The organism is Mucilaginibacter rubeus, from assembly GCF_003286415.2.
GTDB classification, from domain to species: Bacteria; Bacteroidota; Bacteroidia; order Sphingobacteriales; family Sphingobacteriaceae; genus Mucilaginibacter; species Mucilaginibacter rubeus_A.
In genome coordinates this window covers 952,803-977,254 of record NZ_CP043450.1, presented here as the reverse complement: position 1 = coordinate 977,254, position 24,452 = coordinate 952,803, and the positions used below count along the sequence as shown (strand labels likewise).

General features: G+C 47.5%; 28 protein-coding genes and 2 tRNA genes. 7 read left to right on the top strand and 23 right to left on the bottom strand.

All coding sequences use genetic code 11. From position 1 onward, the window contains the following. The first annotated feature begins 2 nt into the window (after positions 1-2). From DEO27_RS03930 to DEO27_RS03915, 4 genes are all read left to right on the top strand, one after another. Entirely contained in the window at positions 3-485 is a 483-nt protein-coding gene (locus DEO27_RS03930; protein WP_112569942.1) for a regulatory protein RecX, read from the top strand. Positions 486-608: 123 nt separating this feature from the next. Continuing rightward, positions 609-681: transfer RNA gene (locus DEO27_RS03925), tRNA-Gly, on the top strand. Positions 682-733: 52 nt separating this feature from the next. After that, a tRNA-Leu gene (locus DEO27_RS03920) sits at positions 734-818 on the top strand. 250 nt (positions 819-1,068) lie between these two features. Beyond that, a complete protein-coding gene (locus tag DEO27_RS03915) occupies positions 1,069-2,292 on the top strand; it encodes a site-specific integrase (RefSeq protein ID WP_112570066.1) in 1,224 nt (407 codons plus the stop codon). A 219-nt stretch (positions 2,293-2,511) separates the two neighbouring features. Here DEO27_RS03915 and DEO27_RS03910 read toward each other — a convergent pair whose 3' ends face one another. From DEO27_RS03910 to DEO27_RS03890, 7 genes are all read right to left on the bottom strand, one after another. Next, on the bottom strand, positions 2,512-3,057 hold the full coding sequence (locus tag DEO27_RS03910) for a hypothetical protein (RefSeq protein WP_112569940.1): 546 nt from the start codon (positions 3,055-3,057) through the stop codon (positions 2,512-2,514). A 52-nt stretch (positions 3,058-3,109) separates the two neighbouring features. Further along, the gene (locus DEO27_RS03905) at positions 3,110-4,117 is read right to left on the bottom strand and encodes a DUF932 domain-containing protein (RefSeq protein WP_112569938.1); all 1,008 of its coding nucleotides are present in this window, start codon (positions 4,115-4,117) and stop codon (positions 3,110-3,112) included. Between the two features lie 5 nt (positions 4,118-4,122). Then, a complete protein-coding gene (locus DEO27_RS31300; protein ID WP_190295314.1) occupies positions 4,123-4,290 on the bottom strand; it encodes a hypothetical protein in 168 nt (55 codons plus the stop codon). A 4-nt stretch (positions 4,291-4,294) separates the two neighbouring features. Beyond that, positions 4,295-4,423, bottom strand: coding sequence for a hypothetical protein (locus DEO27_RS31835; RefSeq protein ID WP_262714158.1), 129 nt, complete (start codon positions 4,421-4,423; stop codon positions 4,295-4,297). Between the two features lie 71 nt (positions 4,424-4,494). Beyond that, positions 4,495-5,106, bottom strand: a complete 612-nt coding sequence (locus tag DEO27_RS03900) for a hypothetical protein (protein WP_223818159.1) — start codon at positions 5,104-5,106, stop codon at positions 4,495-4,497. Between the two features lie 464 nt (positions 5,107-5,570). Next, positions 5,571-5,912, bottom strand: coding sequence for a hypothetical protein (locus tag DEO27_RS03895; protein WP_112569934.1), 342 nt, complete (start codon positions 5,910-5,912; stop codon positions 5,571-5,573). Next, complete coding sequence (locus tag DEO27_RS03890; RefSeq protein WP_112569932.1) at positions 5,909-6,502, bottom strand: UPF0758 domain-containing protein; 594 nt, start codon at positions 6,500-6,502, stop codon at positions 5,909-5,911. Before DEO27_RS03890 ends, DEO27_RS03895 begins: the two co-directional genes overlap by 4 nt. 99 nt (positions 6,503-6,601) lie before the next feature. Between DEO27_RS03890 and DEO27_RS03885 the strand changes: the two genes are divergently transcribed. Continuing rightward, the gene (locus DEO27_RS03885; RefSeq protein WP_146750017.1) at positions 6,602-7,054 is read left to right on the top strand and encodes a hypothetical protein; all 453 of its coding nucleotides are present in this window, start codon (positions 6,602-6,604) and stop codon (positions 7,052-7,054) included. Positions 7,055-7,077: 23 nt separating this feature from the next. On the opposite strand, the gene DEO27_RS03880 is transcribed toward DEO27_RS03885, so the two are convergent. Beyond that, a complete protein-coding gene (locus tag DEO27_RS03880) occupies positions 7,078-7,944 on the bottom strand; it encodes a hypothetical protein (protein ID WP_112569928.1) in 867 nt (288 codons plus the stop codon). Positions 7,945-8,098: 154 nt separating this feature from the next. Here DEO27_RS03880 and DEO27_RS03875 point away from each other — a divergent pair, with 154 nt between their 5' ends. Next, positions 8,099-11,062 carry a P-loop NTPase fold protein gene (locus tag DEO27_RS03875; RefSeq protein WP_112569925.1) on the top strand — a complete coding sequence of 988 codons (2,964 nt, stop codon included), beginning with the start codon at positions 8,099-8,101 and terminating at the stop codon, positions 11,060-11,062. Between the two features lie 62 nt (positions 11,063-11,124). Continuing rightward, a complete protein-coding gene (locus DEO27_RS03870; protein WP_112569923.1) occupies positions 11,125-11,487 on the top strand; it encodes a hypothetical protein in 363 nt (120 codons plus the stop codon). A gap of 50 nt (positions 11,488-11,537) precedes the next feature. Here DEO27_RS03870 and DEO27_RS03865 read toward each other — a convergent pair whose 3' ends face one another. The 15 genes from DEO27_RS03865 to DEO27_RS03795 all read right to left on the bottom strand — a co-directional run bounded on the left by DEO27_RS03865 (position 11,538) and on the right by DEO27_RS03795 (position 24,350). Then, positions 11,538-12,893, bottom strand: coding sequence for a hypothetical protein (locus DEO27_RS03865; RefSeq protein ID WP_149301865.1), 1,356 nt, complete (start codon positions 12,891-12,893; stop codon positions 11,538-11,540). Positions 12,894-13,370: 477 nt separating this feature from the next. After that, positions 13,371-13,550 carry a histone H1 gene (locus DEO27_RS03860; RefSeq protein WP_112569919.1) on the bottom strand — a complete coding sequence of 60 codons (180 nt, stop codon included), beginning with the start codon at positions 13,548-13,550 and terminating at the stop codon, positions 13,371-13,373. A 71-nt stretch (positions 13,551-13,621) separates the two neighbouring features. Continuing rightward, positions 13,622-14,890, bottom strand: coding sequence for a hypothetical protein (locus DEO27_RS03855; protein ID WP_223818158.1), 1,269 nt, complete (start codon positions 14,888-14,890; stop codon positions 13,622-13,624). 1 nt (position 14,891) lies between these two features. Further along, entirely contained in the window at positions 14,892-15,968 is a 1,077-nt protein-coding gene (traM, locus tag DEO27_RS03850) for a conjugative transposon protein TraM (protein ID WP_112569917.1), read from the bottom strand. Between the two features lie 11 nt (positions 15,969-15,979). After that, the gene (locus tag DEO27_RS03845; protein WP_146750015.1) at positions 15,980-16,204 is read right to left on the bottom strand and encodes a hypothetical protein; all 225 of its coding nucleotides are present in this window, start codon (positions 16,202-16,204) and stop codon (positions 15,980-15,982) included. Next, the gene (gene traK / locus DEO27_RS03840) at positions 16,201-16,824 is read right to left on the bottom strand and encodes a conjugative transposon protein TraK (RefSeq protein ID WP_112569915.1); all 624 of its coding nucleotides are present in this window, start codon (positions 16,822-16,824) and stop codon (positions 16,201-16,203) included. Before traK ends, DEO27_RS03845 begins: the two co-directional genes overlap by 4 nt. A 9-nt stretch (positions 16,825-16,833) precedes the next feature. Then, entirely contained in the window at positions 16,834-18,039 is a 1,206-nt protein-coding gene (traJ, locus tag DEO27_RS03835; protein WP_112569913.1) for a conjugative transposon protein TraJ, read from the bottom strand. Continuing rightward, on the bottom strand, positions 18,036-18,722 hold the full coding sequence (locus tag DEO27_RS03830; protein ID WP_223818157.1) for a TerB family tellurite resistance protein: 687 nt from the start codon (positions 18,720-18,722) through the stop codon (positions 18,036-18,038). Before DEO27_RS03830 ends, traJ begins: the two co-directional genes overlap by 4 nt. Further along, the gene (locus DEO27_RS03825; protein WP_112569911.1) at positions 18,694-19,386 is read right to left on the bottom strand and encodes a hypothetical protein; all 693 of its coding nucleotides are present in this window, start codon (positions 19,384-19,386) and stop codon (positions 18,694-18,696) included. The genes DEO27_RS03830 and DEO27_RS03825 overlap by 29 nt, the downstream gene beginning before the upstream one ends. Next, positions 19,373-20,053 carry a conjugal transfer protein TraI gene (locus DEO27_RS03820; RefSeq protein ID WP_112570058.1) on the bottom strand — a complete coding sequence of 227 codons (681 nt, stop codon included), beginning with the start codon at positions 20,051-20,053 and terminating at the stop codon, positions 19,373-19,375. The genes DEO27_RS03825 and DEO27_RS03820 overlap by 14 nt, the downstream gene beginning before the upstream one ends. An 86-nt stretch (positions 20,054-20,139) precedes the next feature. Continuing rightward, positions 20,140-20,532 carry a hypothetical protein gene (locus DEO27_RS03815; protein WP_112569909.1) on the bottom strand — a complete coding sequence of 131 codons (393 nt, stop codon included), beginning with the start codon at positions 20,530-20,532 and terminating at the stop codon, positions 20,140-20,142. Position 20,533: 1 nt separating this feature from the next. Continuing rightward, entirely contained in the window at positions 20,534-23,002 is a 2,469-nt protein-coding gene (locus tag DEO27_RS03810) for a TraG family conjugative transposon ATPase (protein ID WP_112569907.1), read from the bottom strand. A gap of 18 nt (positions 23,003-23,020) precedes the next feature. Further along, the gene (locus tag DEO27_RS03805; protein WP_112569905.1) at positions 23,021-23,353 is read right to left on the bottom strand and encodes a DUF4133 domain-containing protein; all 333 of its coding nucleotides are present in this window, start codon (positions 23,351-23,353) and stop codon (positions 23,021-23,023) included. A gap of 47 nt (positions 23,354-23,400) precedes the next feature. Then, positions 23,401-23,679, bottom strand: a complete 279-nt coding sequence (locus DEO27_RS03800) for a DUF4134 domain-containing protein (protein WP_112570056.1) — start codon at positions 23,677-23,679, stop codon at positions 23,401-23,403. A 134-nt stretch (positions 23,680-23,813) separates the two neighbouring features. Continuing rightward, positions 23,814-24,350, bottom strand: coding sequence for a hypothetical protein (locus tag DEO27_RS03795; RefSeq protein ID WP_146750014.1), 537 nt, complete (start codon positions 24,348-24,350; stop codon positions 23,814-23,816). Positions 24,351-24,452: the final 102 nt, after the last annotated feature.

Below are 24,452 nucleotides of genomic sequence, written 5' to 3'. Positions count from 1 at the left end.
AAATGGATCAGCCCAAATCAATTAAAATTACTGACGAGAAAGTTGCCCTTGCCAAAGCCGAGCATTTTTGTGCCTACCAGGAACGTGCCCAGCAGGAAGTTAGGGATAAACTTTACGAGTGGGGATTATGGCCTGATGCTGTTGAACACATCATAAGTCAGTTAATAGAGGGTAACTTTCTGAATGAAGAACGCTTTGCAAGAATTTACGCCAAAAGTAAATTCAACCAAAAAGCGTGGGGGCGCATTAAAATAAAACAAGGGCTTAAACTTAAACGGATCCCTGATGTATTGATCAAAAAGGCACTCCTGAACATTGACCTTGACGATTATTTGGCCTCCTTAACCCATCTTTTACAAAAAAAAGCAGCCACCCTAACCGAAAAGAACCAGTTAAAGCGCCGCTACAAACTCCAGCAGTACGCAATGGGCCGCGGATTTGAGGCCGAGCTGATATTAGATATTTTGAAAGACAGCGAGTTATAAACTATTTTCAAAAAAATGAAAATTTTCCTTGCAGACTATTCATTTCTGCCTATATTTGCACTCCCGCAAACGAGATAAGCAAACGGTAAAACGAAAGCCAACTCCAAACGAGGAAATACCAACGCGAAAGTAGCTCAGTTGGTAGAGCACGACCTTGCCAAGGTCGGGGTCGCGAGTTCGAATCTCGTCTTTCGCTCAAAGCCCTTCTGATTGAAAGAAGGGTTTTATTTTTAAAAGGTTAGACACCTGCTCAGATGGTGGAACTGGTAGACACGCAGGACTTAAAATCCTGTTCCCGTAAACGGAGTGCGGGTTCGATTCCCGCTCTGAGTACAAATGCAGAGTAAAATCGCTTCAAAAGCCCTTAAATCAAATGATTTAGGGGTTTTTTCTTTTAAAACCCCTCCAAAAGATTCATTCAACCGCATGTTTTCGTTGAACGATTCGTTGAACTCGCAAGAGCAATCAAAATCGTTCAACGAAAAGCTTACAACACACTGTATGTCAACATGTTCTACACATGAACATCTTGATAAAAAGGCCATCAAAATCGACATTTGTTTAACTTTTTTATTGAATGATTATGTTGGAAAAAAGCTTCGGGTTAATGTTCTTTATGCGCAAACCCAAAAACAGCCCAAATGGTATTTATCCTATCTACCTGAGAATTACAGTTGATGGGAAATCCAGTGAGCTATCTACCAAAAGAAAATGCCACACCTCTACCTGGAGTCCAAAGACTGGACGGTCAACCGGTAGCAAAGAGACGACGAAGGAATTAAACGCCTTTCTGGATACGCTTACACAGCAGGTCTACCAGGCAAAACGGCGACTGATGGAAACTGATAAAGAACTAACAGCGGAGGCCATCAAAAAGAATATGACAGGTGCCGATGAAGATAAAAAGACAATCATTGAAGTATTTAACAAGCATAACCAACAATTGAAAGCACTTGAAGGGAAGGAATTTGCAAGCAATACCATCAAGCGATACGCCACAACATTGGAGCACACAAGAAGCTTCCTTAAATGGAAATACGGTATTGAAGATCTTGACATCAGAAAACTGAATCATGAAACGATAGCGGAATTTGATTTCTGGCTGAAGGGCATTCAAAAATGCAACCATAACTCAACCATGAAATATCTGTCAAACTTTAAAAAGATTGTTTTAATTGCGGTTAAAAACAAATGGCTGTCATCTGATCCCTTCGCAAACTTCAAATTCACTAAAAAGCCTGTTCAGCGGCACGCTTTAACCGAGCATGAATTAAATGCCATTGCCACCAAAAATTTTAAAAACGAAAGATTACAAAGCGTAAGGGACATTTTCATTTTTAGTTGCTACACTGGTCTCTCTTATGCCGATGTCCAAAAATTACGGACAGATGAACTCCATATCGGCATCGATAAAATGCTATGGATCTTTACAAATCGGCAGAAAACCGGCGCTTCGACAAGAATGCCCCTCATGCCAGAGGCCCTAGCCATCGTTGAGAAATATAAAGCGCATCCAAGATGTGTTGTAAGCGGATTACTCCTGCCTATTTTAAGCAACCAAAAGATGAATTCTTATCTGAAAGAAATAGCTGATACTTGTGATATAGATAAACCGCTTACCTTCCATATCGCAAGGCACACATTTGCTACTACGGTTACATTGAGTCATGGAGTTCCCATAGAAACAGTTTCCAAAATACTGGGACATTCATCGATTAAACAGACACAACATTATGCCAAACTTACTGATAATAAAGTCAGCGACGATATTATCCAATTAATTACCAAACGCCATCTAATAGGTTGATATTAAAACATACAGCATTTACAATCATTAAAAACCTAACGTAATGGATGATTTGATGATATCAAAGAATATAGACTACGAAAAGCAGCATAAGGTATATTATAATCAGAATATCGAATGAACACAGATAGATCCGATCTAAAAAACTTAAAAACCCCTTACTTGCGGGAGCAACGCCCGCCTGTTGCGGAGCAACAGCGGGCGACCCGGCCTTTGCGGCTATATTTCAACAACCAAGCCCTCCTGACAATCGGCAGCTTCGGCCTCGGCATCTTTTCGATGTTCAAAAACCAGCGTATTGCCATCCTGATCGGTACAAATGACCGCATAGGCTGCACCCCCATGTGTTTCCAATACGAGGTACTGATGATCTCCCGGCTCTGACTGTTTCAAGGGCAGGTAAAACAATGTAACCGCCACTGCAAAACGAGGCGATTTAGCCCTGTGCAAACCGTATTGCTCCATACAATGGTTGCTGAATATGGCCGTATAACCACCAAACAGCTGCTCGGAAAACACATTGCCGCTTTTGGTCAGGTTTTTACCGTAGCGTTTAATCGCCCCGGCTACCTGATCACTCAGGTTCAACCATTGCTGGTAATTAAAAAAGGGGTTATTCCAACCAGCGATCAATGGTTCTTTATCCGTTTCGATCTTGGCATTTATTTCTTCCATATAGTTCAGCAACTCCGGTATTTCGTCCCGGAATAGGTCGAACATGATTTTGGCTTTCTCCACATTGGTTAATTGTTCTATCGTTTTCATGATTTTTAAAATTGAGGGTAAATGATAAAGGGGGATTGCTCCCCCTTGCGGATTAATTCAGGACTAAAGCTGCATTGCCCTGCCTGGCAAAATCCGAACACAGGTCAAAAGCGGTCTGCCCTCTTTGCAATCCTGTACCGTACATGATGGATTTAAACTTGCTTTCCTCATCCCTGAAATTGCGAACATTCTGAAAGTAGCCCGTAATACAGTTGTACGCCCCGAACAACGTGCCACGGGTCGTATTCTCCTGCTGGGTCGGGCTGGTCATGGCATAATCGAAAACGCTGCTCACCATATTATTGTAATGGCTCGATAATTCATCCTCTTTGCCCGTTTTCAGCTTTTCGTAAGTTTCCTTATTCGGCACTATTGCCAGTTGTATCAGCCGTTTCACCTGCGGATCGGTAATTTTGACGCGTGTCCAGCGGTTGAATATCGCCGACAATTCAGTCGCCAACTGGTCTGACAGGCCTAACATCGTATGTGCGCTTTTCAGTTTTTCCTCGGCACTGGCGGTATGACGGATTTTGATACAATTGCTGCAATTTTTCAAAGCGGCGTTTAAAGTATTGCTGCACCAAATCCGCACCGGGGTAAAAGCGATATTAATACAACCCATACCGTCATGGGTCGAGGTCAGAAAAAGGTACTGGTCGATCAGGTCATCCCGCCCAACTCGGATATGTCCAGGCAGTTTGGCCGTAATAAAGATCGTTTCGCCATAACCCAGCGCCCCGGCGGTTTCATACTGGATACCGCCCCGGCCACCGACAATGCTGTCGAAAAAATCAAAGGCATGGGTATTTTGTACCACTTTGTAGTCCCTGCCGATCTTATCGCCCAAAATCGCCTCGGTGTCCGTCCGGAACGTGTAAAAACTTTTGTCGGAAATGACATGGTTGCCACTTGGCAGGATATGCGTGTTCGGGTGCTTCAATACCTCGAAATCCAGTTCCGCCTGTTGTATCGCTTCGGCGCTCGTCGAATTTTTATTGATCGTTTTACCGATCATCTGCCACACTTTGGGCTTGATATGCTGATTGCTTAAAGTTTCCATAATGATTAAGATTTGAGTTTGTAGTCCATGAATTCCAGTTTTTTGACCTTCACCTTTTTGGTGTCGCTGATGGTACAGGTTGCTTTTTGCTGAATTTCCGTAATGGCATCATGCACCGTTTTGTGGCTGGACTGTATCGTCACCCTGACCAGTAAAAAGATCGTATCTTCCATAGGTTCAGAAATTATAGCAGTTCATAAATTCCGCCAGTTCCATCTGAAAAACTGCGGGCTGTTCCTTCGCCAGTTGTTCGGCGTAACCGCTCCAAAAAATCTGGTCGGTCAGTTCGATAAATAACTCTAACATGGTTCTTGATTTTAGTAGTTCGACCATCAACAAACGGCCTGTACACCGGAGCGCACAGGCCGTCACTCTGATTAAGGAATTACAATAGAAGCTTCCACCTCGGCCAGTTTTTCAATACACAGGCCTTTTACCATGTCGACCACTTTGGCGATAATGAAAGGGTTTTTGGTGGTGAATTCTTCGCCGTCATCATCCGATATGGTCAATTCGCAACGCTGAAATTTGCTGTCCCCGGCCACATCGTCTTTATCGTCGTTCTGCGTAACCATGAAACTGTCCAGATTGGTAATGGTATTGCTCAGCTTATTCTTTTGGGCGATCTTCTTACCCAAAACCTCCACCAGTTTAACGGTATCCTCCAAACCCCGAACATTTTGTTCCTGCAGCACGGCTTTAATTTCCTTTTTGCTCTGCTCGGCTTGTGCTGCTACGGCCTGCGTTTCGGCGGGTTTCGTAACGTTTTCAGGTTGCTGATTTTCGGCAGGGCTATAACCGGCCTTAACCTCGTTGGTCTCCACTCCGGGCGCAGCCTGCGCACCTTGAGCAGGGCTTTGATCTTTAGCAGGTTCATTTTTGACCTCCTTTCCCGGAATGCTCGGGCGCATGTTATTGTTATTAGCGGGTTTGTTGGTATTGGTGTTAGCAGTTGTTTCACTTGCTTTTTTTACATCTTTAGTTTCCATGATCTTTAATTTTTAAATGGTTTGTACTCAATTCAATTTTTAATCCTTGTGAGGGTCTGCGGTCTTTGTTTTCCGTCCCGCCCGGCGGCCCTCTTTTTTGCTGCGCGTCCATATTCGTCATGCTTATCAATCGCAGTTCGGCATACGCCTCGCTGGCTTTTTGTAAGCACCCTCACCTGAACACGGCCGGCTTGCAGGACAAGACTTTGCGGAAAAAAATACCTCGCCGCGCAGCGGCAGGGAAGATTTTTTTCCAGCAAACCCGCAGGGCCAGGTCTTGGCAGGCAAGCCGCCGTTCAGAAATTTGCTTGCGAAAAAGCCAGTGGGGAAAAATTGGATGAGTTAACCAGGCTTCATTAAAATGAAAAAAGGGAACAACAGGCAATAATGGCCGAGGTACGAGGCCATGTTGCCGAAAACGCGGTGAAGCGGCGAAGTGCAACGGAGCGGCTGTAACCGCTGACTTAATAATTTGCTAAAATTTCTTCGATGGTGAGTTCGCCGGGTTCTTCATCATAAAGCAGGCCGATTAGTGCGAAAAGGATGGTTTCCAATAAGATCGCGGGATCGTCATCCCGACAAGTGTCCGTTGACGGCAACGAATCCAGGACATAGCGGATCAAATGAACAAGCGCCTTCCCGGAATCAGCCCGGAAGAAAACTGGCATATCCATACAACAGCGCTGCTGCAAGGTCGATATATAATTGATCAAGACGTTATCCGGCCAATCCCGGAAAGGCCATAGGCCATGTCCCATATCCCGCCAGGCCATCAACCCGTTTTGGAGTTCGATAAATACATTCATGTCCGGATCAATTTCAAGAACTGTACAGGCTGTTCCCGCGCCGCCAGTCGGACCGCCAGCTCCATCGCCGAAATGACCGACAAAGCCCGCGCGTGTCCAATGCCCCGTATGGTCATCAGGTCTTCCACCTTCAACGCGGCCAACCGCTTCAGGTCATTGCCCGCTACCGCCAGTACCTGTTCCGCCAGATCGACTGCCGTCAGGCCCGGCAGCCCAGCACAGATCAGCATCGCCAGCAACTCCGCATCACTCAATACTTCCCTGCCTTGCTCCATCAGTTTCTCCCGGGGACGTTCACTGGCAGCCCAGCTTTTGATGCCTTTTATATGCTCCGGCGATGCCGTCAAATTTCCCTTCCTATCAAGATCCGTGCGATACGCCGCCGTGCGAAACACCGAGTTCAGCGACTCGATAAACCGCCCGATATCGCCCTCAAAAAAGCGCATGGTCTGTGTTTCCCATTCACCGCTACGGTTTTCTGTACAGGCCAACCGCAGATAAGTGCTATGATTGACCGCCTGGTTCACCGAGATATTATAATGCCGGTGGTAATAAGAGAATTTTTCTTCCGCTAAAATGTTGATGTGCATGTTACTGCCTCCTTTTGGATCAAAGCTATCGACAGAAAAAAAATTAACCGGAACGCAATCAATTATAACCGGACGCGTTCGTTTATAATAGCATCAACCATGACAAACGACACCCATACCAAAAGGCGTTGCGAAAGCTGCGGTAAGGAAATATTTTCGGGGCGCACCGATAAGCGTTATTGTGATGATGTATGTCGCGCACGGGCCACCCGCGAACGGCATAAACTGGATGCCATGGCAGGATTTCAGGATAAGCACACGGCAGTTATCAGGACTATCGAACGAAATTACAAACTGTTAAAAAAAGCCCTGGCCGGTCGCGACGAATGGATCGCTGACTATGTCGTATTATATTTCCAGGGATTTGACCGCAGCTTCTATACTGGTAGCCAACCGCTGGAGAACGGCAGTACCCGTTATTTTTGTTTTGAGATCGGTTGGGCGGAGTTAGGCGAATCAAAACTGGCACTTATTATCGACAAAAGCCGGCTTTCCATTTTCAACGCAACGGATCAGAACGGTTGGGGATTTAACCCAGGCGAATCATCCTGACCTTTCCCTAAAATTACTTTTAATTAGTCCGGTATAATCACCACTGATACTTTAAATCCGGGAGTCGATTGCTGTTCCAGGTCGGCTGCAAATCCTTGTTTATTGATAATGTGATCGCCCTTATCATATATAAAGATGACCAGATCAGTGCAATCCGGATAGTTTTTATATCGTCCGATATCAATTAATAATTCTTCGCCCAACGCCTTCGCTTTTAGCCTTTCATGGGTCATCTTGGTTTCCAGCACAATACCTTCCTCCTTAAGAACAAAGTCGATCCGTGTGTTGGCGCCCGCATGACTTGGTGAAAACTCCTCTGGTCGTACATCGTTAAAATACAGCTTCAACAGCGCCTTTAAAACGTATTGTACATCATATTCATCGACGATCAAAACAGGTTCCCGATCCGCCCGGCGATCACGCAATTCCTGTACAACCTTATGAAACCTTTTCAGCAAGCGCAACAAATTGTCCAGTTGAGATGCCTCTACCAGAATTGTCGAACCGGGCTTAACCCGCAATAATTCGATCTTATCTCCAAAACGCTTCAGCTTCGATACCTGGTACCCCATCTCTTTGCGTATGTTTTCAAGCGACTCTTCGAAGGATGGCGGTGTATATGATCCCCCGAAATAGGCACCGGGAGCACCTGTATGACGCTTGTATTCTTCACCGTAAACATTATCAGGATATTCAAAAGCTTGCTTGATCATTTCCAGATTGTAATGATCCCAATCCATGAACTCCTTCCAGCATTTATCCTTTCCGTCCAAATCCGAAATCTTACGCGTCAGGAATTCCTGGCCAATGGCCAACCGATCTGCAACTTTACGTTTAAAGTCCTCTTTATTAATAATCAGGTACGCGACCCGCTCTGTATTTTTAGCCACTATGATCGTTTATTTGGTATATTAAATCCCTTAAATATCCGAAAAGGCCATTAAATGATCTTTATTTTTTTGAAGACAATAACTAAGCCTGCTCAAAAATAGGTCAAACACTCGTATATTCGTTTTGCCAATTTCTAAACCCTACTGCACATTTATGAACCTACTCATCGATAAGGAGGTGGACCTGAATGAAAAAGATCTTCTCCACACCAAATCCTATGCACACTCTTTAAAGGACCTGATCCTGAACGCGCCGCAGAGCACGCCTATGACCATAGGGCTTTTCGGTGAATGGGGTTCCGGTAAATCGTCCATTATTAAAACATTAACTACAGAATTAGATAAGGACAAAAACCAGCGTGTTCAATTTGTGATCTACGATGCCTGGAAATACGCTAACGATTCGTTCAGACGTATGTTCCTGTTGAAAGTACAGCACGCGCTCGGACTGGAACAGACAGAGAAAATGTCATCCTTTTACATGAGTAAAAACACCGAAGTCGATGTCACACGTAAGTTCAACCTGCCCTACCTGACACTGATCGTAATCGCTTTACTTTTGCTTCTGGGTGCGTATTCGATATTCAAAACGCCTGGTTCCGGTACCATAACACTGGCCATCATCCTTTCCATGCTTGGTTTCCTGACCAATGTTTTTTCAAAAGCGTTCAATGAATATAAAGTCACCACGCAACAGCCTTACTTTTTTGCTCCCGAACAATTTGAAGAATGCTTTAACGAGATCGTCGGCAAAGCGCTTAAAAAGAAAACCGGCATAGAGAAAATGGCCAACTTCATTAAAGGCAAGGAAGACGGCGATATTGATAAATTGGTGATCGTTATCGACAATATTGATCGCTGCCATAAAGAAACCGCGTACGAGCTTTTAACCAATACCAAGAATTTTATCGATACCAGACTGGATGTAATTTTCCTGATCCCCGTTGATGACAACGCACTGAAGAAACATATTTTTAAAGGAGAAGCAGAAGGGTTAAAAGAAAGTGAAGAGTTTCTGCGAAAATATTTCAATGTAACCGTCCGGATCAAACCTTATAAGGTGACAGAGATATTTGATTTCGCAGCACAGATCAACAACCAGAATAAATTAGGTTTCAAACCGGACACCATCAATATCATCGCCAAGGAATATGCCTCAAACCCGCGCAGGATCATCCAGTTTTATAACAACCTGCAACTGGAAATGGTATTAATGAAAGATAAATACGGAAAAAAGTTCTCTGAAGATAACGAGATCGCCATTTGTAAATTCCTCATCATCCGCGAGGAATGGCACAACCATTATAAAGCGCTTTGTCTGAACCCCGAAACCTTCCTTACGGAAGGGTATCACAGTACCAAAGAAAAGGATCCGGATGGATATACCGCTTTTTTAGATGCCACCTTTGTCAGTACAAGGAACCTGGGTTTTGATACCCTGCAAAAAATCCTGATCAACAGTGACAATTATGATGTCCTGCCGGAGAAGATATTAACAGCAATCCAGGCTAAAGATTTTCCCGGTCTTGGGGAAATATTGAAGGAAACCGGGTATATCAAAGAGAACATTATTGATTTTTTCCTCTTTAGTCTGAATAAGGCCATAAAGAATAAACTTACCACTACCGATATACCTAACCTGCTGGATAATATCTACATTTTCCTGACTTACGCGCCGGAACTCAGTGATAGTTATTATGGCCGATTAGAAAATGAACTGCGGAAGAACATTGCCCTTTATGTGAGCAACACCAAAAACATGGCTAACCTGGTTGCCTTCAGCAATCATGCGCTGGCGCGAAAACTGTCCTTTATGGACAAAGGCATCGCTTCCGCTTTAAATGACTTTACCGTGGAAGAAAGTAAATTTTACGATAGTCCGCAGTTTGAATTATACCAGGCCTACTACCGCGCCGCCGGGACGGATCAACTTATCCTCGCCGCCAAGAGTTTCCGTAGTTACCTGAACAATAAAAAGCTGACCGACAAATTAGATCGTGAGTTAAGCGGTTGGCAACTGGACCTGTTATATACTGATATGATCATTCATGACTATCTGGTCAATGGAGAACAGCGGATTTGGGATGATGACAATAGCAAGGAACAGTGGCTATACCTCGCAACCAATTTAACTGAGCAAAATCAATTACTTTTCCCTTTATTTAACTTCGCGCAATTTTCAATTAACAATACGCCGGACAGCGAATGGCAGATCATTCATACGCTCGATCCCATTTTAACGGCTTCGAGAAACTTACAATCTGATCAGCGAATTCTTGATGGGATCACCAATCTGAACCAAACCTTATTTTCCTCCAAAAGATTACCCGGCAGTGGCATGCAAAAATACCTGCACAATTTACCTGAAGGCACCCTGGAAGAAACAGTTTCTTATTTATTTGAGTGTTATCGCCTGACCTGCGCCCACCCGGATTCGGCGACCTGGATCAGTGAACTGATCATGCAATATGGCGAAGATGCTGTGAAAGCCAAATTCTTCAGCACGATCGAAGAATATCCTGACCTGGACACCGCGCCGCTTAAAGGCATAATCAACGCTTTTTCGGTGATCAATGAGGAAACCAATGCAATCCTGCTGAAGACCCTATACCGGCAGGAAAATACGCCGGACTATACGGATAATGAATTAAAAACCCATTTATCACGCATTTTGGATCAGGTCAAGGCCAATGCGGATCACGATCCGCTGTTATTGGCGCATTTAAGCCAGGAAAGAGCCAATAAAATGGTTGCCGACCTGCTGTTCGAAATGCCGGAAGCAGAGTTTAAACGGCTGTCACCCGCCATACAAACCGTAGCCTTCGACCTGATGACCGACAAAAACAACATCAGCCGGTATAAAAACAATTATGAAATGTTGCAGATCATCGCATTGAACGGTGAAGAAAAGCATATCAATGGGTTGATCAACACGATCAAATCCAATTTACTTGACCAGCAACAAACCCAAAGTACGCTACACCTGATCCTTCCCATCGCCAGAATAAGCAAGGTGGATGCCGGCGATCTTATCACCTATATTCAAAGCAACAAAGTAGCTGAACTCGGATATAAAAAAGAAACGGATGCAGTTATTAAGAAACTCAAAACCATTTAGATACCTCGCATCAACAGCTAAATAAATTTAACAGAATATATAAACCTTAAACACTTAACATCATGTCACTGGAATCATCAGAAGGCTTAGCGCTTACACAAAGAAAAAATGTATGGGTCAGGATACAGGAATTCGACCCCGATGGCAACGGACGTCCGTACGAAGAAGATATGACCGATTACGGCCTTCATGCAGATAGTGTCGGCGATCTGCCGCTTCCCGGTGACTTTCTGGGCCTGGAAACTAAAGAAATGACTGGCGGAACAATGGAAAATCCCGAGTTCACATCAAAGGGTGGTGTTTATAAGGTACTTACCCGATTCTTAGATTTCCAGATGATCCAGGAAAGGCTGGTGATCCTCTGCAACATCGTGGTGCAGCGCGAAAATGACAGAGCGGTCATCGGGCGACTGATTAAAGACTAAACAGGAAATGCGCTGCCAACTCGGCCATTGGCAGCGCATTTTCCCTTACTCTAAAATAACTCATTGATATTTTGAGCCACATCAACGCAGGCTTTATTTAACAGATCCAGTTTACCATCATAGGATTTATACATAATTTTTGTCTTGATGCTGTCCTTGAATTTTTTCAACCGCTCCCATTCATCGATCACTTTTTGAAAATCGGGCGCGTCCAGCTGCACTTTTGGCGGGCGTTCATAAAAATAAGCCATACCCAATGGGTATTTTGACGCATTGTTATTGATCGCATATAAAAGTTCCTCAGCCGTTCCCGATTCGGCACGAATGGAGCCATTGGAATGACTCGTGGGCGTACCGAGTTTATGTTTAAAAACAGCAAGCACAATATCAACGTTTTTTAAATACTTATAGTTGATAATATCTTGGGCATAACCACTTTGCGTGGCAATATCTTCCCAGGCATGAACGATCAGCCGCCTCTGACAATGTGCTTCATGACCGTCCGTACGGAATTTGCGCTCCAGCTTATCCAGTAAAAATGCTCTTTCAATTTGCGTATCGCCCGGAGAGGCTAAAAGGACATTAACAATATCAGGTTGTTTCAGCTTGCGTTTGCCGTCTTTTTTGTTATTTATTTGGGGGGACTTCAGTTTTACGCCCGTATCATCAAACAATTCCAGTAGGGTGGTTAATTCCCGCGCTAGGTGGTCATATTGAATATTTCTCTTAAACTGGCCATGAAAGGCGATCAGATCATGATTGACAAAAACCTGGTATTTGGAAGGCAGGTTTAAGCTAATCACAGACTTAAAATCCTCCGTGAGATTAGTAAGTTCATCTTGTTTGGATTTATCCTTGCGGAAATAATTATCCATACAACGAATCAATATATTGAGTTTATAAATCAATATACCGTAATCCAGAATAGGTATCAAGGTAACTTCATCGATCAGGTTAAAATCAAGATCAGCTTCTGGCCAAAGGCTATTCCAGGTGTGCCGGTTATCGGAGTCAAGATTCTCTGCCACTCTTTGAATGATCTCTGATGGCTCCTTTCGTAAAAAACTTTTGAATTTAAAAAGGCCACTGTTTATGGCAATAAAGAATTGTTGATTTCGCAATGCAGGAATTTTCTCAGATACATTTTTCTTCTCAAAACTGAAGTAGGAAGACTTGAATAACTTAAGCTCTGCAAATAACGAGCCCGTGATATCATTAGTGCTAAAACAGCTTGTCAGGATCACTAACTCCCGGTCATTGATATATTTTTCATTTTCCAATACGAGCGACAACAATTCACCCATATACCTGGCTCTAACGCTGTTTGGATTATCATGCGCAACCGCATGTCGGGGGCTGATAAAATACTGACTTTCATCCTTAATCAAAATCTTGTCCTCTACCAATTTTTTACTAAAGTAAGTGCCTGTTTTATGCAGGTAATATTGATCCTTCTTTCGATTTTGTTTTGCGGTAGTTAATATAGAGCCGTGCAAATAATATTTGACGCTGAGCAATTGGTCATCGGTATCTGTTTTATTGACATCAAAAAAGTCATGCAGTATACCAATCTTAAAAAAGATAACCAACAGCTTTTCCAGTCTGAGCGCAGTCAAATATTGTCTGTTAGAGCTTTGCAGGTAAGCTTCTATGAAAATGATAAAAAGCTCTTCACCGGCTGCACCCGACCAAATGATGTTGTTATTAGGTTTAGAAATATCCTTGTCCATACAGGTTTTGTGTTAAGATTTATCATGCAAAATAGTATTTATTGCGCTATTTTATCAAATTCGAAATATACTTCAGCTCATTGGAATGAAACAACAAAGCCCTGCCGGACATCGGCAGGGCTTTACCCAAATTCGTTAAGCGTGAATGAATACTTATTTCGTTTCGTTTTTCTTTTCGGTTACGTCTTTACGCAGATCCGTCGCTAAAACTTTGATCTGCTGTAAGGCATTACGCAAACGGGTACCCGCTGCTTTGTTGCCTTTTTCATAAAACGCGGCACCTTCTTTTTCCGCGGTTTCCACCAATGCTTTCAATTCTGCAATTTTTTCCATGCTCTTAAAATTTAATGATAAATGATTTTGTTGTTTTTCAAATCAAAAGGCGGCAAAGATAAACAATACCCTTATACTGACATACCCTGTTCCTGCACTTTACCCAGGCCCTTGTCCTTGTTCAGCTTCAGGTCCTGCAGGAACTCCGGTTTCAGGAATTGCTCGCGCTTCTCCGACCGGCCATCTTCCCGGAAGAAATTGAGCTGGCTGTAACGTGGCTGCACTTCGGCAAACAATTTCACCTCCTGGCCGTCTTTTACGACAGTTACCAGCGGGCGGTTACCCTGCTCGAAGGATTTCACCAAAGCCTCCATTTTCTTTTCATCCGCCAGTTCCTTAATATTGAATTTCCCCAAGGTTTCCTTCAGGTCGAAACCAAAGGTCGGCACGTGATATTGCAGCATCTGGAAGTTATGGTACTTATCCTTCTGGCTGTCCATATCCAGCTTGTTCCAGGCCGCGTAAGGCTCACCGCCCAGTTTGATCAAATCATCCCGGAATACCGCCCGGCCCTGGATCAGGTTCACCGCCTGTTCCGACGTAAAACCTTTGCCGCGCTCGACAAACACCGTCTGGCTGATCCCCGGGTTACGGAAAGTGCGGTTAAAATCTTTTTCCACGTAATTGGTATTTCCGTTCTCCATCCGGGCCAGTTCCGTCTTGTGCGCCCAGTCCTTACCCGAAGCCAGCACCGCGTTACCGTTCTGCCCTTTAAAAAACTCTATCGCGTCCGCCGCACGTTCGAAGGAGCGTACCAGCGGTTTCCCTTCTTTTTGGATATCCGGGTTGACCACCATGTATTTTTCCCCTTCGCCCAGTGGTTTGCCGTTCAGTAAACTTACCTCGAACTTGTTGAGGTAATAATTTTCGGACTGGCCCGACTGCCGGAAATGCAGCGTCAGGTCAACCTGTCCCTTATTCCCCTGTACCCGGTCATGCAGCTGGAAATCGCTCACGCCTTTTTCCATTTGCTTTTGCATGTCCTCCGTTACCTTTTTTCCAAAACCCAGTTTGGAAAGTTCTTCTTTCAGATTTTCCAGATTGTTGTAATTCATTTCTTTATCGTTTGTTAAACCATTCGCTTCTTTCATATCGATCAGCAACTGATCGACGTGCCGGTAATAAACCGGGTGATCCACCTCGGCGGGCAGGGAACCCAGGTCTACCTTACGTTCCCAGTGATCGAGCGCATCACCCAGCGTATCGAAAAAATCCAGGTCAGCCGGGTGCAGCGACCTTTCGCAAGGCCACATTTCGAACACCACGTAGTTCATCCCCACATCCTGCGCATCTTCCAACAGCCTGATGATCGCCGGCGCATGTTTGGTTTCCAGGTACATATCAATGCCCGTTAAGCCTCAACAGCACCTGCTGCCCGCCATGCAGTTTCACCCGAATGCGTTTTGCCTTTTTGCCCAAAAGCCCTTTCGCCGCCGAGATACCCGCCACGGCCGCCTGGCTGCCCAGCGAGTAGTCCCCGGACGGGAACTGCATGCCCTGCAACGCGCCGTCTGCGCCCTGCCCGGCCGCCGCGCCCAGTTCCGCTTCCGGCACCGCGATACCCGCCATGCCGTCCAGCGAAAACACGGTGAGGTTCACCGGGATGATCGAACTGCCCAAACGGATATTTTTAATATCCAGCAACAGCCGCTGGTTCGTCACCGAACAGGCTCCCCAAAGCGATTGCCCTTTTTCCAGCAGCATCCCGGCAACCCGCACCGTATCCGCCAAAACCAATTTCACCACGCCACCTGGTGGGACCTTCTGGTTCCCATCGATCAGTGCCGGTATCGCTTTAAAAGCGCTGTCCGGCACCGGAACAGCACCAACCTCCGCAGCCCTGACCTTATCCGGCACCAAAGCTGGGTTTTGGATCTCTTTGATCTTATCCAGCATCGCACTCAGCTGCGCCATCTGCGGATCGGGCGCTGAACTTTCCACCTGTTTTTGCCTCAGCATTTTTTCCAGTTGCTTTAACTGTTCCGCCTGCTCGTTGTCGGCCGCAGGCAAAGCGGCAATCGTCCTCGATGGCTGCGGTGGCGGCTGGTTGATCTGCCGGTTGATCGCCGCCAGCCTTTCCTGAATCCGCTTTTCATTATCAGCCGCCGTGTTCGCCGGCCTGTTAAACTTCGCCGTATCCCAGCCCAAAGCCGCGAAGGCCCCGGCAGCCGAATGCGACTTTTCTGTCGCACTGTCCCGCTGCGCTTTTTCATACAGCCCCATTTTATCCGCCGGGCCGTCCTTTTGCAATTGCGCCCCCGGCAGCGCTGTATTGATACCGGGCTTTCGCTCCGCTGCGTTTACCGTATCCGTACCTTGCCCGCCGCCCAAAGCATAAAAGCCCAAAGCGGAAAACAACAGCACGAACACCGGCAGCACCAGCAGCATGACCAGTTTCCTTTTTTCTGGTGTTGTCATAAATCTTTTGATTAGAAATGAATAAATACTTTGATACACAAATACAAGCAGCAACTCCCGAACAGCACCACGAACAAGACCAGCGCTACCAGCCAGGAACCTTTATTCCAGTACTGCGTTTTTCGGCTTAACCAGTCCGCCGCCCTGCGCTGCCGCAATTCCAGGCCCGCCGGGAAACGCAGCAGCCAAAGCGCCGGCGCTGCACCGCGTTTCGTCTTCCGTTTTAATAAGTTCATGGCCGCTTACTTTTTACCTGTTCATCCTCGTTCCTGATCGTTTCCCAGCGTTCGATCAGAAACCCGTGCGGGTTATTATCGCTGCGGGAAACATTGCGGGCAAAGCCCTGCGTCACCAAAAACCGCGTCGTCACCGACGTACTGCGCACCAGCTTTTCCCGCGCATAACAGGTAAACCCATAAGGGTAAACATTCATATCCAAACGGATACTGTCCACCGTCACCTGCTGGCTGATATTCCCCGAAACCAGGTTATTGTAATAGCCCGCCTCTTTCAGGTTATCATAAGCCGTTTTAGCCGAACCATCCGCCAGGTACAAAGCCCTTAAAACCGTCGCCTGTATCTGTTTATCATCCGGATCGAGGTTAAAAAAAGCCTCATGGAACACCTTGATATGGTCGCGCAGCTCCACCGGGATATTATCCCGCCTGCCCTGCGCGATCGCTTCCAAAGCCTTACCATTGGCCAGCACGTAGATATGGCTGCGGAAATCCGAAGCGCTTTCATAACTCTTCCAGATCGCGAAACCCGAAATCAAAACACAGGATAAAATCAGCAGGTAGCTGAACAGTTTAATGTGCTTAAAAGCACGGTCAATATTTTTGAAGTGTTGAAACATACGCCCTCCTTAATCTCCTTTGAGTTTACTTTTCTGATAATCGCTGCCACCGCTGTCATAACCCTTCCGGAAATTACCCGGTGCATGCCAGATATTCGCCGCGCCCTGTTCCATCCGGTCGCCTAAAACAGAACCCGTACCGGAGGCCGCGCTGACCGTCGTATTCGTCACGCTGTGCGTAATCCGCGTCACATTATTCAGCAACCCGTTACCGCCATGCGCATGGATGACATAATTGGCCACGCTCGGCACCGAAAAGTACCCGACGATACCGATACAGAGAAAAATCAGGTACGCAAAATCCGTCTGGCTGAAGAAAGTATCGCCATTGCTATTGATATGCGAGATATCCAGCTTAAGCATTTCCTGCTGCACCTGGCCGATGATCGAACCGAAAATATTCGCGATGGGCAGCCACAGGAAAATATTGATATAGCGGGCGATCCACTGCGTCAGCGTATGCTGCAAGCCGTCGAACACCGCGAAGCCGAACACCAAAGGCCCCAGGATCGCCAGCACGATCAGGTAAAACGTCCGGATCACATTGATACACAGGATCGCCGCCGCATACAATACCTGCAGCACCTCGCTCAGCCATTGCTTGATGTTATTCCTGAAATTGTAAGCCTGCTTATCCATCCAGAATTTCACATCATTGCCCAAAGCCGAAAACATCCCTTCCTGGTCACCCGCCGGGTCATCCGGGTGCGTGTACTGGTACCATTTCGAGCGGTCACCATTCCCGTCATCGCCCACATACATCTGGTAAGCCGAAGAATTCTTGATCGCATCTTCCTTTTGCTTCAATAGCAAAGCGATACTGTTATCCGAATTTTTCACCATGCTGTTCGTCGCCGAAACCACCGGTTGCATCACCCCGTTCATCAACCCGATCACCGCCGGAAACAATAAAATCGCGATCCCCAAAGCAAAAGGCCTTAACAGCGGGTAAAAATCGATCGGTTCCGCCCGCGCGATCTGTTTCCAGACCCTCGAAGCGATGAACCACAAAGCCGCGAACCCGGCGATACCGCGCCCCGCATCAATCAGGTTCCCGCACATCGGGATCATCTGGTCATACACCTTGTTCAATACCGGCTGCATCCCCTTCAGGCTGGAACTGATATCCTGGGCGTTAACCGTTGTGGCAGTAGCACTCAGCAGTAGCAGTGCCATACCCATCCTTAAAACTTTATCAAAAACTTTACTTTTCATGGGTACAGGGATTTTAAATGGTTAACGAATTGCTGTTCCTGCTGCCTTTGCACCTGCAACACCGCCGTACGCCGGTTAAAATCGCGCAGGAATTGCAGCTTATTGCTCCCCGAAGCGTAAATGCGGTCAATGGCCAACAACCGTTCATCATCGCTCATTCTCAGCTTGGAAGCCGTGATCACATTCGTCAGCGCATCCAGGTCATCCAGCGCCGCAGCCGTCAGCTGCGCATACACCCGGCCCAGGTAATCGAGTTCCGCCGCGTTAAACAAACCACCGCCCCGGAACCGGCCCAAAGCCTGTTTATACTCCGAAACGATACCGGCCTCTGCACTGATAATATCCGCCACACGCGCATACCTGGCCACCTCCGGGTTGACCAGCAACAGGCCATCCAGGAACACACTGTGCAGCTTAAAATTCCCCTGCGCCAGGTCTTTCACCTGCTGGTAGCCCTGAATTAAGATCGAATAGCCTTTCTGCATATCCGACAGGATCGCCTTGAACTGCGTCAGCTTCTCGATATCATACAGCAACTGCTGCATATCCTGCCCGGTAGCGACCTGCGCCCGGGCAGGCCGAAAGCTGAAAGCGCAAAGCAGAAAGCAACACCAACCGACCAGGCGCGATAGCAAACATTTTACCTTTCGCGCTTTACCTTTCACCTTGTTCATCCTTTCCATAAATGCTTTTTAAAGTGTTGATATCGTTTATTGAATTCCTGCGCTGCACGATCAGTACCCGCACCGCATTGCCAAACGAAATGCTGAACCCCAGCTTATCCCGAACCCGCTCGTAGATCAGATCCAAGCGTCGAATGCGCTTATCATCCCGCATTTCTACCTTACCGTCTGTCATCACCAAATCCAGTTCGGCAACATCTTTGTCCGTTTCCTCCAGCACCGCCGCTTTGACTTTCGCGATATATTCCTGATCGCCCTGCCCCAAGGCTGAAAGCCCATCCAGCCGGTCAAAAACCAGGGGAATCCCCTCCGCATAAAGAAGGGTACTATCGGCCTTCGGGTTATCCCTGATCGCCGGGTTCACCCTCCGCAGGGAACTGTAATAAGCCGAATGCCCGTTAAACTCCGCTAAAACCCAATTGCCGATCCCGTTCCAGCCGCCTTTCGCTATCTGGTAACCCTGCCGGACGTAACTGCCATACTGGTTCAAAGCCGCGATCTGCTGGGTGAGGTACTTGATCTGCGTCTTCTTCTGGCTGAACCACTCCGCGAAAGTTTGCGCTTTACATAGCTGAAAGCTAAAAGCCCAAAGCAAAAAGCAAACAAGCCCCACCCAAACCCTCCTCGGTAGGGAAGGCTTCACCAATCGCCTAATCCAAACCATAATATTTTTTCAAAGTGAGCACCTCGTTTTCGCTTTTGGCCCGCTGGATACTCAGCGTATAGTTCTGGTTATTGAATTCCCGCAGGTCGCTGCAATTCGTATCGATGCGGTCCGCCGCCTTGTCGATCAGTTCCAGCCGCTTCGCATCCGTCATCTGCGTCTTGAAGGAGCTCACTACCATCAAAAGCTCATCCAGGTTCTTCACGCTTTCCTGCAAAATCCCCGAATAGACCTTTTGCATAACCTCCAGTTCTTCCACCGAAAAATGCCGGTCGGCCTTCAGCAAGCCCCAGGCCTGGTGATACTGGCCCAGCAAAGCCGCCTGCTTCTGCGTCATGGCCTTAATCCGCCCGTAGTAAGCGATCAGGGATTTCACCGTCGCCAGCTCCTGGTAATACTTCTTAAACAGATGCTGTTGCTGCTGCTCCTGATCGGATATCTCCGCGAGTTTGAGTTTGGATAACTGGTTTTCCAGCGCTTTTTGCGCATTCTGCAGCCAGATCGTTTCGTTCTGCAAACGCTGCACCTGCAAATCGATAGCCCGGATCACCCGGCCCACCGTGGAATTAATGACCGAGCCGACGACAAACTGCGCGTCAGCGCCCTTCGGCAGGGAAACCAGTATGGTCGCCGAAGAAAGCGGCAGGATCACCATATACTGTTTCATCATTTTTTTAAGTTTTTTAAACACAATAGCCTCCTTTAGCACCACGCAAATGCGGCACTTTCAATGGTTTGTGGTAAATAAATGGGTTAATTAATCCTGCGGTATACCGCCTGCTTTAACCGCAGCATCCCGGATTCCGGATCGAAATAGAACACCCGGCCCGTCGTCGTTTCGTTCAGCAAACGGGTATTCGGGTCATAGTCGCCCTCCACCTTTTCCAGCTTGAATTTCTTCGGCAGGAGCTTCCCGTTACGGATCGCCTGGTAACCCGTACGCCGGGTAATGTAATAATGCGTGCCATCCGCCTGCGTAAAACCCAGTGTATCATCCGCTATCGCAAATTCGCTTCGCGCACGGTTGACATACACCCCATCGATAAACGCCTGCACCTTGCCACTTTTACTTTGGCAAGCCCCCACGAAAGCGGCGCCGGCAATCATCATGCGGCTAACTAACTGTCTTCTGATCAACTGTTTCATCTCATGATTTTTTAGTAATTAATTCCATGGCCAGCATCGCTATCCCTTTCTGGATACTGCCGTATTGCTGCGCATACTGCTGCACCTTCAGCTTTTCGCTTTCCTCCGTCGTATAAGCCAGGTACTCCGTCAGACTTACTTCCGTCCGGTAAACCTTGGAATACTGGCCACCCAGCGAGATAAACACCTCCTTGTATCTCCGCTTCGGGTCATTCGCCCGGTTTATCGACAGGACCTGCGCCTTTTCCTTATCCGTCAGGCCCAGCAATTCCTGGATCGCATCAAACTTGTTCTGGTACTTGCTCTGATCAAGCAGGATCTTGCAATCGGAGTTATTGATGATCGCCTGCTTCACGATAGGGGAAGAAATAATATCCTCGACTTCCTGGGTAACCACGATGGCCTCGCCGAAGAATTTACGAACGGTCTTGAATAAATACTTCAGGTATTCCGCCATGCCTTCCTTGGCAATGGCCTTCCAGCATTCTTCAATTAAAATCACCTTCCGGATACCCTTCAGCTTGCGCATCTTACTGATGAACATCTCCATCAGGATCAGCGTTACCACCGGGAACAGGATCGGGTGGTCTTTCACCGCATCGATCTCGAACACAATAAAGCGTTCATGCAACAAATCCAGGTTTTCCGTCGCATTCAATAAAAAACCGAACTCCCCGCCCCGGTAATAAGGATTAAGCACATACAGGAAATTGGCCACATCAAAATCTTTCTCCTTCACCTTGCCATCTTCCAGCACCTGCATATAGACCTCCATCAGGTACTCGTAAAACGTATTGAAACAAGGGAAGATATCCGGGTGCTTTTCCAAATGCCCGAAATAACCTGTCAGCGCATTCGATATCGCCACATACTCCGAACGGGTATACGGCTCGTCATCCTTTTTCCAGAGCGCCAGCAGCAGGGTCTTGATACTTTCCTTTTTCTCCGTATCCAGCGTATCGCCAGCCGTTAGATAAAAAGGGTTGAAGCGGATCGGGGACGTATCCGAATACGTGAAATAGTAGCCTCCGACCAGTTCGCACAAACCTTTATAACTATGGCCCACGTCCAGCAACACGATATGCGCGCCCTGCGCATAATAACTATGCATCAGGTGATTGGCGAAAAAAGACTTGCCCCCGCCTGAGGGGGCGATCAAAAACTTATTGCGGTTCGTGATATAACCCAGGCGCATCGGCTCATCCGAAATATCCACATGTACGGGCTTACCCGTCAAACGGTCGCCCAGGCGCACACCGAAGGGCGAAACACTGTCCCGGTAATTACTTTCCAGGTTAAAGAAACAAGCTGCCTGCTCGATGAACGTATCAAACGTATCGTTCATCGGGAAATCCGCCTCATTGCCCGGCATCCCCGCGAACCAGATCTGCGCCGCACCATCCGTTTCCAAACGCACCGTCGCATCCAGCTGCGCCATCGCCGAACCCACCAGGTTTTTCAGCTCGCGTACCCGCGCAGGATCATCCGACCAGCACAGCACATTGAAATGCGCCTTGACCGGCATCCGCTGCTCGCCAATCGCCTCGTTCAGGAAATCATTCACCGCATCCCGACTAATCGCATTCTCCCGGCTATAGCCCGAAAGGGACTGCAAACGCAGCTTTTTCGCCTCCAGCCGTTTGATCGTTTTGACAATATCCCCGATAAACACATACTGGTTCAGGATATGGTTACAGGGGAGCAAACAACCCAAAGGCGAAGCAAAGCCGATCGCGAACTTCGTCCGGTCCGTCGAATATTTATCATAATTGATCCGGGAACCGCATAAAGGCGGCAGATCCTCCACATCCGCCAGCGTATACAACTCCGCCTGCTGCTTCCCGATCCGCAGCTCATCCGCGATGTGAATATCCTGCAAAACCGGGCGTTCCCCCTTACCCGAAAGCATCAGGTAACGCTCGATCACACCGGCCTGACCCGCCGTACCCGCCAGCTCATCGTCCCCCAAGCGGACCAGGGAAACAAAACCGCTGTCCGCCAGCACCCGTTCAAACTGCCCCGCGCTGTCCAGGAAATCTTTAAACAACACCGGGTTCAGCGTTTGCTGCGGCACAATACTTTTGCGCAGCAGATTGCTGTACGCCGAAGAACCCAGCCTGCGGTCTTTCGGCTTCTGCGTCAGAAAGACATAGCAGCTATGCGCCAGGCATTCCCGCTCATTAAAAAAACGCTCACTGGCCCGTGACAGGAACCCCGTACCCGCCCTTTCAAAATCCGCCTTGAAGCTATCCTCCAGCCACCAGTCCTGCTTATGGAACACCGAACCCACCGGCAGCAAACGAATCGCCTTCACCCAGGCCTGGTGATAAGCTTCATAATCCCGGTCAGACAGCGTAAAAATTTCCGGCAGCTTCACCTCGTAGCCGATTGTAATATCCCCGTGTGCCGAAAGGACCGCACCGTTCTCCACTTTCACCAATGGCAATAAATCCTCTAAATTGATCGACATAAATCCTCCTAAACCTTCCTAAATCCTCCCACCAGGAGAGGACTCTTTTAATTGAATAAACAAGCGGCGTGAATGGCAGCGGATAAGATCCGGCAACTGCCTTTTGGCCAAATGCTTCGTGAGCCCATGCTCCCCAAAACGGTGTGATAAACGGAACACCGAAAAAAACAGGCCCGTACCCAAAGCCAGCACCAGCGGCAGGATCACCCAGAGCGACAAGCCGCAGATATACAGCACCGCAAAACCGATCAGCAGCAATACCAGCCCAACCGCCAGGTAAGCGATATACTGCGCCTTCAAACCGCGAAAAACGATCGGTTTGGATACACCTTTATTGATCTGATATATCATGACACCCTTCCTGACCTCCCCAAAGGGAAGGAATGATTAAATGGTCATTAAATACCGAAGAACGACTTCAACACCGTCGCCACCACCACCAGAAAGATACAGGAGCCGAACCAGGCCGCCGCCACCTTATTGGTATCCGGTTCCCCCGCATTCCACTTATTAAACACCTTCACCGCGCCGATGATCCCGACCACCGCACCGATGGCATACATCAGGTTACAACCACTGTCGAAATAACCTTTGACCTTCGTCGTCGCCTCGTTGATCCCCGAATTGCCGTCCTGCCCAAAACAGATATTGAAAGTCAGCAGGCCCATCCCGAACATCAGCGCCTTGGTCAGCGCGATACGTTTTTGCGACGCAGGGACTTCGCGGTAAGCCCTGATCCAGGCGACCACAAATTGATATAGAGATTTAATGAATTTGATAAATGCTTTCATAAAAATTAAAGGGTTAAGGGTTAGTTCCAGAGGTTAGTTAACTCGTCATCCGAGATCGGAAAAAGGGCGTTCTCCCGGATGTAATCATTCAGCGCCCGCTGGCTGGGCGTATCCCGGATCGCCGCATACTTGCTTTTCACCAGGGCGAACAGCGCGATGAAATCATCCTTACCGCCCTGTTCCTTTTCCAGGATATGAAAAATGCTTTTCAGCTCCTCGATCACATCCGGCACCAGGCCCTGCTGCAGCTCGCGCAACCCGTCCGAAGCCTCCAGAGGATCAGCAAAGCCGAACATATTCATCCCCACGCGGGACAGGCCTGCCGGCAACCTGGACTGACCGATCAGCCCATCTTCCGCTTCCGCCAGCGGTTCCTCAAACATCTCCTCATCCCAATCCCGGCATACCGGCCTCAAATCTGGCTTACCCTTCCGGCTGCCCAGCCAATCCTTCAACTGCCGGCGGTACAGCAGCGGGAGCACCAACAGGTACCAGACACCTGCCAGCGCCAGGGCAGCCACCAAAAAAGCCTGCCAGCTCACATTTTTAAAAACCATAACATTTTGCTTTTATCCGGCACGGCATTGCGCCGGATTTTCAAAAGCAAAATTTCAAAGCCGCCGGGCTTATAACCGGGACAAGCAGGGATATCCCTCAAA